This window comes from Kitasatospora sp. NPDC059327, assembly GCF_042752535.1.
GTDB lineage: Bacteria > Actinomycetota > Actinomycetes > Streptomycetales > Streptomycetaceae > Kitasatospora.
This window is the reverse complement of sequence record NZ_JBHYYB010000183.1, coordinates 1-9,476: the sequence shown is the minus strand read 5'-3', so window position 1 is coordinate 9,476 and position 9,476 is coordinate 1. Positions and strand designations below refer to the sequence as shown.

The following is a 9,476-nucleotide window of genomic DNA, read 5'->3' as shown; positions in this document are numbered from 1 at the left end:
AGCCGGACGGGTGTGAGCCAACCGGCCCACACCCACAGCAAGATCAACACCTAGCCCAAACGGGTGCCGTACACCGAAATCCTGATAGACCCGTCCTGGTTGCCGCGGGCCGGCACGGCGCGCCTTTCGTGGCTCAGGTTCGGGAGCGGGGAGGTCTTGGAAAGGGGATCACGGTCGTGTCGTTCGGTTGTCCGCGTAGTTGCTGGTTCTCCAGGGTGAGCTGGTTGACGGCCCGCAGGAGGGCGATACGGTCGGTACGGAGCCGGGCGACCTCCTTGTTCTTGTTGGCGATCGTGGTCTTGAGCCTGGCGATCGTGGCGCGCAGGCGGCCTTCGGTGTCCGGGACGGTGCGCGTTCGGCGATCCGTGTGCAGAACTCGTTCTTCAGGTCCGGATGGCGCTGGGTGAGGGTGTTGCGGGGGACGCCGGCTTCCTGGGCGAGGGCGACGACGGTCAGCGCGCCGGTGGAGTGCACCGCGGTGTCGGTGAGGATGCGGTCCATGGCGGCGCGGATGCGCGCTCGTTCGTCATGGGCGGGCTCATGCCGGGTCCTGGTGGGTGGTACGGGTGCGGTCGTGGTGGTCGGCGGGGGCGGCCAGCCGTTGGGCGCTGGCGCGCGGGCGCTCGGCGACGGGCGCGGGTGCGTGGTCGGCCTGGCGGTCGAGGAGCTCGGCGCGGCGGCGCAGCTGGGCGGCGTGGTGGTCGGTGCGGGCGATGTTGGTGCAGGTCGGCCGGCAGTGGTCGAGACGGGGGCCTTGTTCGGGGCGGTCGCGGTGGCACAGGGCCTGGGCGGGTTTGTAGTGGCACAGGACCAGGCCGCCGGGGAGGCGGGCGATGTGCCAGGCGAGGATGCGGCGAAAGCGGGCACTGGTGATCCGGCCGTGGGGGTCGGGCGGGATGCTGGGTTGTTCCGACCGTGCACTATTCCCCTCCATCGGCTGCTTGTGAGCATCGTTCTCGACTCCCGCTGCGAGGTACTCGGTCCAGTCCCGTCCGGCGGCAACGGCTCTATGCCACGCTGCTGCTCTATGGCCTGTCGGGCCGTGCTGAGACGGAAATCGGTCGCTGGTCCCTGGAATCGGTTACGGATCGGGCTCCTGGCAGCACTTGCGGAGAAGACAACGCTTGGCGGCTTCGGTCCACCTCGGAGCGGTCACTGGGCAGAGGGCGTTCGGACGAGTGAACGGCACACGGCCGTCCAGGCTAATCCGCCCCTTCGGCAGGTCCGGTTCGGCCATACTCTCCGTATACGGATCGATCTCATGCCTGCCTTCCCCCGCAGAACGGACACGGAGACCTCCCATGCCCATGCCCGCAGACACCCTCGTGCACGATCCCCAGCCGATTGCGAACCGCTCGAATCCGAACGGGCTTTCGTGCGAGGACGTACTGAGCTCGATCACGGACCTGGTGACGAAGGAGCACAGCGAATTCGCCGTCATGGCCCTCTTGGCCACCTATTACGGCATGGGCTGTGCCGGCGAGGACCCGAAGGCCAAGGTGGTCGACTATCTCGCGTCGTCCCCGTTCCGCATCGTCCTCGACCTCTGGGAGGACAAGATCGAGTGGTCGATGACCCTTCGCAACGGCCATCTTGAGTGCTGGCACGTCCCGGAAGCCGGCGACTCCACCAAGCATTTCGAAATCGTCGAACTGACGTACTCCACACTGTGGGACGCCATCGACGCCGGCGGATACATCAACAACGTCCCGTGTTTCAAGATCAGAGGTACCGGTGGCGGCTACTACGACGGTTCGTACCTCGCGCCGAGGCAGGGCCACTCCCGCGAGGTCTGCGCCTTCGGGCCGAACGGGGAGAACGACCGAGGCGACACCGCGGGCAGCCTCTGGTGGTGCCTCTTCCCCATCTACGAATCTCCGGACAAGAGGTACATGCTGGTCAATGTCGAGAACTTGGACCACGGATGGACGGCCTGGAAGAGCATCGGCCTCGTGACCGACTACGGCACCAAGGGATACACGGGATATGCCGGATGCTGGGAAATGCTGCACCCGGACCGGACTGTGAACCTGTGGGTGTTCGTCGAGTAGACCAGGCCCCCCGAGGAGGGTCCGCAGCAAGGAGGGCATTCTCTTCAGGCTCGCCGACGCGGCGATCGGCCCGCCGGACGAGATCGTGCGGCGGGCCCTGTACCCGGTGGTCGGGGAGAAGACGCTGCGGCACGCGATCCGGCGCCGCGAGATCCACGTCGAAGGCGCGACGCGGTGGCGCAACCCGGAGGACGACCTGCCCGGTGACTTCGAGACCACCCGCACCGTGCACTACGCGGCGATCCGCCAGCCGATGGACCCGCAGGAGTTCATCACCGGCCTGAAGAAGCGGCTGACCGCCGGCCTGGACCGGCTGTCGCTGGCCCTGGCGGACGGCTCGGCGGGCGTGGTGAAGGTGACCACGCGGCACGGTGACCCGTGGATCACCGTGCCGAAGCTGGAACCGCTGCCGGAGCCGACCGGCCTGCAGGCGCTCAAGGACGAGGTGATCCGCCGCTGGGGCGTGCTCGATCTCCTGGACGTGCTGAAGAACGCCGACTTCCTGACCGGCTTCACCGACGAGTTCTCCTCGGCGGCCGCCTACGAGCGCATCGACCGCGCCACCCTCCAGCGCCGGCTGCTGCTGGCGCTGTTCGCGCTCGGGACGAACATGGGCATCCGCGCCATTGTGGCTACCGGCGAACACGGCGGGTAGCGAGGCCGCGCTACGGCACGTGCGCCGACACTTCATCACCGTCGACAACCTGCGCGCCGCCGTCACCCGGCTGGTGTACACCACCTTCGGCACCCGCCACATCCAATGGCGGGGACGAGGCACGGCCTGCGCGTCCGACAGCAAGAAGTTCGGCTCCTGGTCCTCGACCTTCATGACGGAGCACCACGCCCGTTACGGCGGCGACGGCGTGATGATCTACTGGCACGTCGAGCGGAGGAACGTCTGTATCTACAGCCAGCTCAAGTCCTGCTCGTCGTCCGAGGTCGCGGCGATGATCGAGGGCCTGCTGCGGCACTGCACGGACGCCGAGATCGAGTCGAACTACGTGGACACCCACGGCGCCTCGGTGGTCGGCTTCGCCTTCACCGAGCTGCTGAACTTCCGGCTGCTGCCCCGGTTGAAGAACATCGGCAGCATCGGGCTGTACCGCCCCGACGACGACCCGCCCGGCTGGCCGGCACTCGGCGGCTCGCTGACCCGCGCGATCAAGTGGGACCTGATCGCCCAGCAGTGGGGCTTGAACCGCTGCGACTGGACGAGCCGATGAGGCTGCGTCTACGGGTGGCCATCCACGCCGTCCTTCGCTCGACTGCGGCGGCATCGCCGTGACCGTCGACGCGTCACCACCCGGCTGTCCGACCGGGCCTCCCGCCAGGTGGCGGACGCGAATCCCACCGCCCGCACCCGCGCCGCCCTCGTGGTCCCGGACGGCACCTCCGCGGCGGGGGAGTTAGGCGGTCGGGGTGAGAGAAGTCCCCGCGTGGTGATCCGTAGGGAGCGGCGCCTGATCGCGCGTCACCTATGTCGTATGAAGGGACTGTCTGTTCTGTCGATCATCTAGGAGAGCCATGCGGGTCCGCACCACCGGCAAGCCGCGCCATCGACCGGGGACCCCGGCCGTCAGACTCGCCGTCGCCGGGGCGGTCGCCCTGCTCGCCCTGGTCGGGGCGGGCCCGGCCGCTTCGGCGGCAGAAGGACAGCCGACCGCCGTGAACGGGACGATGGCCCAACCGCAGGCCCCGAAGGACGGCCTCGCCGGCGGCGCCGCGCCGGCCTTCTGGGAGGGCCGCGGCGACCTGTACTCCACCGGCCTGGCCAAACACCCCTCCTATTACCAGGCGTTCGACCTCAACGACGGAGCCGCCGGGTACCTCACGCAGACCCTGCAGAACATCAGGAGCGGTGCCGTCATCACCCTGCGGTGGGACGATTCACCGAACCGGTACGAAGGCAACACCGCTCAGCGGCGGTACGAGGTGAGCGCCACCGGCGGCACTGCCAAGGAGTTCACCACCCTCTCCGGGACGACGGTCGGCACGCCCTGGCGGAACACCAACACCTACCGGTTCACCGCGAGCGGCGACAACCCGATCCTGCGATTCACCTCACTGGAGACCGGCGCCCTCGGCGCACTGGTCTCCAACGTCCGCGTCGACCAGGACAGCGCGCCGACCGACACCCCCGCGCCGGCCGTCCCCACGGCGGGCACTCCCGCGCCGGAGCGGCCCGCGATCCCCTCCGGGGACAAGCCGCCGGTCGCCGACTCCGACGCGTGCGTGCCCTTCGTGGACGGCTCGCTGCCGGACGGCTGTACCGCCCAGACCGCCAACCAGCAGGCCATCGACGCCTGCCCGCCCGGCAGCGCCCCGTGTGTGGCGAAGTACGCCACCGACGGCACGGCCACCAAGCAGGACACGGCGTCCACCTCGGCCCTGGTGAACAGCATCGTCAACAAGGACCGGTACTCCGATCCGAAGACCGCGGCCGGCCAGATGTGCGCGATCTCCGCCCAGCACACCGGCGCCTACCGGCCCGACCAGTACGAGTACGACCCGAGGACCTGGAACTGCCGCCCCGGCCTGTCCGACCAGGACGGTGAGCAGACCCGTCCCACTCCGGGCGGAACACTCACCCCGCTGCCCACCCCGTGACCCGTCGCCCCCGTCGGGCCAGCCCGGTCTGCCGCGCGTGCCCGCCGCGGCGCGCCGGAACACGCGGTGCGGACCCACCGAGCCCCCACCGGAAGACATCTCACGTGCCTAACAAGTCAAGCCGCGACAGCCAGATCGGTTGAGAAGGAGGTGAAGGCGTGTTGTTCGTCGAAGAGCTGCCTGGTCTGCAGGCAGTGGTAGAGCTGGCCGATCAGGCGATTGAACAGGTGCCGCTGTGCCTGGGCGTGCCAGTCGCCGCCCTCGCGCCTTCGCCGGTAGTGCGAATCAGCTCCGGGCGAGGCCTTGAGTGCGGAGAAGGCCCAGAGGAAGCCCGCTGTGATGAGCCGGTTGTTCTTGATGAAGCGGCGTCCGACGTAGCGTTTCTTGCCGGAGGCGCGGGTGATCGGGGCCGAGCCGGCGTAGGCCTTGAGCCCACGGGCGTCGGTGAAGCGTTCGCGGTCGTCTCCGATCTCGGCGAGCACCCGGGCACCGAGCTGGACCCCGAGGCCGGGAAAGCTCAGGATGATCTCAGCGTCCGGGTGCTGGCGAAAATGGGCCTCGACCGCCTCGGCGAGTCCGTCGGCCGCGATGCAGGCCGCATCCAACTGGCCGATGAGTGCGATGAGCTGGTAGCCCATTGCCTCCTCGACGGCGATCGGCTGGCGAGCGTAGTCGCCGCGGAAGACCTCGCGCAGGCGCTCGGCCTCGGCGTCGATGCCCCGCTGGCGGCCGGCCCGTTTGAGGGCGGACCGCAGCTGGACCAGGCTCAGCCGCGCCGCCCTGGCCGGTGTCGATGCCGTGGCCAGAACGGCGCGGGCCTCGGCTCGGGCCAGGCCGTACTGCTTGCCGAGGAAGGCGTCCAGGGCGGCCGGGTAGTACTCGCGCAGCAGCGAGCGGACCTGGTTGACGAGCTGCTGGCGGTTCCAGACCGCGTCCTGCTGGGCGCGGGCGAGGACCGCGATGGCGCGAGCCTGGTCGGAGTCGGCGGGCAGTGGCCGGTGGGCATGCATGTCGGTGCGCAGGATGTTCGCCAGGACCAGGGCGTCGCCGGGGTCGGACTTCTTGCGGGAGACGCTGTGCCGGTCGCGGTAGCGGGTGGCGGCCAGCGGGTTGACCGCGTATATGGGCCGCTTGCCCGTGCGCAGGGCGGCGACCAGCAGGCCTCGGCCGGTCTCGATGGCCACCGGTATCGGCCCCTCGGGGCTGTCGCCGTGCTCGGCGAGCAGGTCCAGCAGCAGCCGGTAGCCGGCCGCGTCGTCGCTGATGCGGCGCTTGGCGAGCAGGGTGCCCGCCTCGTCGACCAGGGCGACGTCATGGTGGTTCTCGGCCCAGTCGATGCCGCAGAACACCGTCACATTCATCTCCGTTCTGTTGCTGTTCGCGCAGGTGGTGAGCCTGTGCGGGCCACGCGGCGACCTAATTCCAGGACTCGATCGGTCCGCCATCTCACAAGCCGTTCGCGGCACCAGCGCGCCGCAGGGGCCTCCATCTTCGACAGGGCTCGACGGCTCGGGAGGAAGCGAAGAGGTCGCCCTGCGGAGGGCTCACACCGCGACCTTCAACGTCCGAACCGCCCTGGCTGGTTCGCGGTGGCCCGAGAGCGCCGGGCGCCACCGTTCTTCCGTAAGGCCTCGCCGGGCCAGGAACCCACAGGGGTCAGCCCGGCACCCACTCAACCACCACGAACCCTCCCCGCGTGGGCCGACCGGCCTCGCACCAGGCCTGGAAAACCTGACGAGAACCGGCCTCTCCACCCCCAAGCAGTCCACCGGCCCTGACGGGCCGACTGGAACCACCTACTCACGAATTAGGAACCCGTGCCGATCAGACCGATCAGGACCCCCGCCTCGTACGTACTCGGCGGAGCCGTCGCCCTCTCCCTGGCATTCGCCCCGACGCCCGCCGCCGCCGAGGACCCCTGGACGCCCGTCGCGGTCGAGAACTCCGAGTTCGCCGCCCCGCAGGTCGCCTCCGCCACCAACCCGACCGCGACGGTGCCGACGGGCTGGTACGGGGCGAACCCGACCCGGCTCCAGGTCTTCTCGGCAGCCCTCGCCAACCATCCCAGACGGCTCCAGGCGGTGTCGCTGAACTCGGACGGCCCCGGAAAGCTGCGACAACGCCTGTGGAACGTGAACGCGGGCGCCCAGGTACGGGTCCGGTTCTCCGACTCCGCCTCCACCCTCGGCTCGTGCAGCCCGGCGGAGGTGGCGGGCGGTCAGAAGTACCGGGTCAGCGCGTACCGCGAGACGGCGTACGACGCCGCCGGTGACCCGGCCAAGGCGGCCGGCGAGATCGTCCGCACCGTGCAGTACACCCAGGACTACACCACCCTCGGCTACACCAAGGCGGTCGGAGCCGTCGGCGCCGGAGCCTGGTCAGCGGCCCCCAGGGTGTTCGAGTTCACCGCCGCCGAGGACAATCCGCTGATCGTCTTCGAGTCACTGGAGGACAACCCTTCGCCGGACGTCAACTGCGGCCCGCTGCTCACCGCCGTCTCCGCGGAGGAGCAGGCCGCCTTCATCGACCACCGGATCGAACAGAACAAGCTGCCGTGGAGCGCCTACAACGGCATCGACGAGATCTCCCTGGCCTCGGCCGCCCAGAACTGCCGGGCGGCGGCCAACGCCTGCCGGTTCACCGTCGACCCCCGGTACAGCTACCAGTTCTACGGGAGCAACCGGATCCTGGACTACGCCTACCTCAACTGCACCCGCAACCAGGTGGTGGACCGGCGCACCGTCACCTGGGCCGAGGAGGGCTTCGACAGCATCAGTCAGGAGGCCGGCCGGGTCAGGAACGCCAACTCCGTCGACCAGAACCCGGCCAACTCCGGCGAGGACGACGCCGGTATGCCGTCGGCGAACCCCCACATGTTCAGGCAGGTCGCCGCCGGGTTCCAGCGCAACGAGGGCAACTCCGGCCCGGCCAACACCACCAACCCGATGATCGCCTCCCGTTCCACCACCAAGCAGGTGGAGCAGGCCGTCCAGCCCGGAGAGGCCAGTTGGATCGAGGTGCAGCCGGCCCGCGAGCGTATCGAGGGGCTCTTTCGCGGCCCCGGCGGGATCACCATCGACGCGATGTTCGACTTTCCGTCCGGCAAGGTACCCGACCGCGTCTACGAACGCACCGGCCCGCTCACCCAGGACGAGAAGAAGCACTGCCTGACCGAGCGCCCGCTCAAGGTCACCCCCGACAACGGCGGCACCCGCTCGCTGACCGCCGACGGACCGCTCCGCGGAGCTCCGGAGCCGGCCGGCCTGCTGCGCGTCCCGGCCGCGCCGCAGAACCGGGACACCCGGCTCACCGAGCTGTCCCCCTCCCGGCGGTGAACCCCGGGACCGTCCTGCTGCCCACGACCCGACCGTTCGCGCCGCGCTTCAGAGGAGAGAGCCCGTGCACCGCCCGAGCAACACCCCCGCTCCCACCGGCCCCCGTACGCGCCGGGCCACCGCCGCCCGCGCGGGTGCCCTCACCCTGGCACTGACGGTCACCACCGCGCTGCCCGCCCTCGCCGCACCGGCCTTCGCCGCACCGGCCGTCGGCGCGCCGGGCGGGCCGACCGCCGCCAAGGCGTTCCGCAACGGCCAGAGCATCCCCGTGCGGGACGCGCTGCGCGCCTGCCGCCGCAGCGGCTGCGACTTCCGCGTCACCGCGGGGCCGACGGAGTACGTCACCGCCGTCACCAACGTCGGCAGCGCGGTCGTCAACTGCACCAACGAGGACATGGCCGTCGAGCGCGAGGTCACCCTCACCTCCGGTATCACCGACAACATCGAGGGCGAGATCTCGGGAAGGGCCACCATCGAGGGGACCGTCGACAACACCACCGAGGTCACCGTCACGGCCGAGAAGCAGGAATCGGTCACCCAGCAGACCACTGAGACCACCACCAACACCTCCACCGCCACCACCGAGGTCGCCGAGACGGTCACCGGCACGCAGACCAACAGCAGCGGCAACACCTTTCACACCGCGCCCAAGGACACCGGCCCCAACAGCGAGTTCACCAGCTCCGCCCAGTCACAGACCCAGGCCTCGGCCGCCGTGACCAACACCGCACAGAACCAGGTCGCCAAGGAAGCCCAGAACCAGCTGTCGACCACCACCCAGGCCACCGGCACCGTCTTCGCCAGGGACGAACTGCACGTCGGCGTCAAGAGCGCCTTCGAGGCCGCCTTCCGGCTCACCGCCGGAACCGAGCTCGCGGAGACCTCCTCCGAGAAGATGACGTACAAGATCACCCTCAAGCCGAAGGACATCCTGGTCCTCTCCGCGCATAACGCCATGGTGCGCACCAACGGTGTCCTGCACGTCGACGACGACGCCGGAAGCAGCACCGTGGAGAACATCACGGTGGACAGCCCGTCCACCGTCAACGCCAGCTCCCTGCTCGCCCAGACCTTCACCGGCGCCGAACAGTGCGAGACACCGCGGCCCACCCAGGACGCCAAGGACCCCCAACCGACCCAGCCCTACCGCCGAAGCGGGACGCCGGGGCTGCTCCGCACCCCGCCGCCGCCTCCCGGCACCGCACCGACGTCCACCCTGGTCCTCCTGTCGGACACCCGAGCCCCGAGGAGGTAGCGGCCGGCCCCGCGTCCGGCCGGCCATGGGGGCCGTCGTCGGGATGCCGGCGCGTGATCCGGCGGTCAACTCCGTGGCTTCCAAGGCCTGTTCACATCCTCTGCGGTGCCGATGCGCGGCGGCCGTCCTCCCGTGCGGGAGTATCAGAATTTCGGTGGACACCCTGATCAAGGGAGTCACTGATGAGCTCGCTGACGGATCACCGGATCGAGTCGGTTCCTGAGGGGA

General features: G+C 69.7%; 8 protein-coding genes. 6 read left to right on the top strand and 2 right to left on the bottom strand.

Going from position 1 to position 9,476, the window contains the following annotated elements; translation table 11 throughout:
* Window positions 1-538 precede the first annotated feature (538 nt).
* On the bottom strand, window positions 539-934 hold the full coding sequence (locus ACFXHB_RS43485; protein ID WP_380582568.1) for a hypothetical protein: 396 nt from the start codon (window positions 932-934) through the stop codon (window positions 539-541).
* 367 nt (window positions 935-1,301) lie between these two features.
* Between ACFXHB_RS43485 and ACFXHB_RS43480 the strand changes: the two genes are divergently transcribed.
* The 4 genes from ACFXHB_RS43480 (at window position 1,302) to ACFXHB_RS43465 (ending at window position 4,658) form a co-directional block, all read left to right on the top strand.
* Entirely contained in the window at window positions 1,302-2,051 is a 750-nt protein-coding gene (locus tag ACFXHB_RS43480; RefSeq protein WP_380582566.1) for a hypothetical protein, read from the top strand.
* 85 nt (window positions 2,052-2,136) lie between these two features.
* On the top strand, window positions 2,137-2,706 hold the full coding sequence (locus tag ACFXHB_RS43475; protein WP_380582564.1) for a Tn3 family transposase: 570 nt from the start codon (window positions 2,137-2,139) through the stop codon (window positions 2,704-2,706).
* Window positions 2,707-2,725: 19 nt separating this feature from the next.
* On the top strand, window positions 2,726-3,274 hold the full coding sequence (locus tag ACFXHB_RS43470; RefSeq protein ID WP_380582562.1) for a Tn3 family transposase: 549 nt from the start codon (window positions 2,726-2,728) through the stop codon (window positions 3,272-3,274).
* Window positions 3,275-3,575: 301 nt separating this feature from the next.
* On the top strand, window positions 3,576-4,658 hold the full coding sequence (locus ACFXHB_RS43465; RefSeq protein ID WP_380582560.1) for a hypothetical protein: 1,083 nt from the start codon (window positions 3,576-3,578) through the stop codon (window positions 4,656-4,658).
* A 116-nt stretch (window positions 4,659-4,774) separates the two neighbouring features.
* Here the strand turns inward: ACFXHB_RS43465 and ACFXHB_RS43460 are convergent, their stop codons facing one another.
* Window positions 4,775-6,019, bottom strand: coding sequence for an IS110 family transposase (locus ACFXHB_RS43460; protein ID WP_380582558.1), 1,245 nt, complete (start codon window positions 6,017-6,019; stop codon window positions 4,775-4,777).
* Window positions 6,020-6,475: 456 nt separating this feature from the next.
* On the opposite strand from ACFXHB_RS43460, the gene ACFXHB_RS43455 reads away from it, so the two are divergent.
* Both ACFXHB_RS43455 and ACFXHB_RS43450 read left to right on the top strand, forming a co-directional pair.
* Entirely contained in the window at window positions 6,476-7,993 is a 1,518-nt protein-coding gene (locus tag ACFXHB_RS43455; protein ID WP_380582556.1) for a hypothetical protein, read from the top strand.
* A 64-nt stretch (window positions 7,994-8,057) separates the two neighbouring features.
* Window positions 8,058-9,248, top strand: a complete 1,191-nt coding sequence (locus ACFXHB_RS43450) for a hypothetical protein (protein ID WP_380582554.1) — start codon at window positions 8,058-8,060, stop codon at window positions 9,246-9,248.
* The last annotated feature ends 228 nt before the right edge of the window (window positions 9,249-9,476 follow it).

Coding starts and splice junctions, on each gene's coding strand:
- ACFXHB_RS43485 (WP_380582568.1), bottom strand. CDS start 934: ATGGAGGGGAATAGTGCACGGTCGGAACAACCCAGCATCCCGCCCGAC.
- ACFXHB_RS43480 (WP_380582566.1), top strand. CDS start 1,302: ATGCCCATGCCCGCAGACACCCTCGTGCACGATCCCCAGCCGATTGCG.
- ACFXHB_RS43465 (WP_380582560.1), top strand. CDS start 3,576: ATGCGGGTCCGCACCACCGGCAAGCCGCGCCATCGACCGGGGACCCCG.
- ACFXHB_RS43460 (WP_380582558.1), bottom strand. CDS start 6,019: ATGAATGTGACGGTGTTCTGCGGCATCGACTGGGCCGAGAACCACCAT.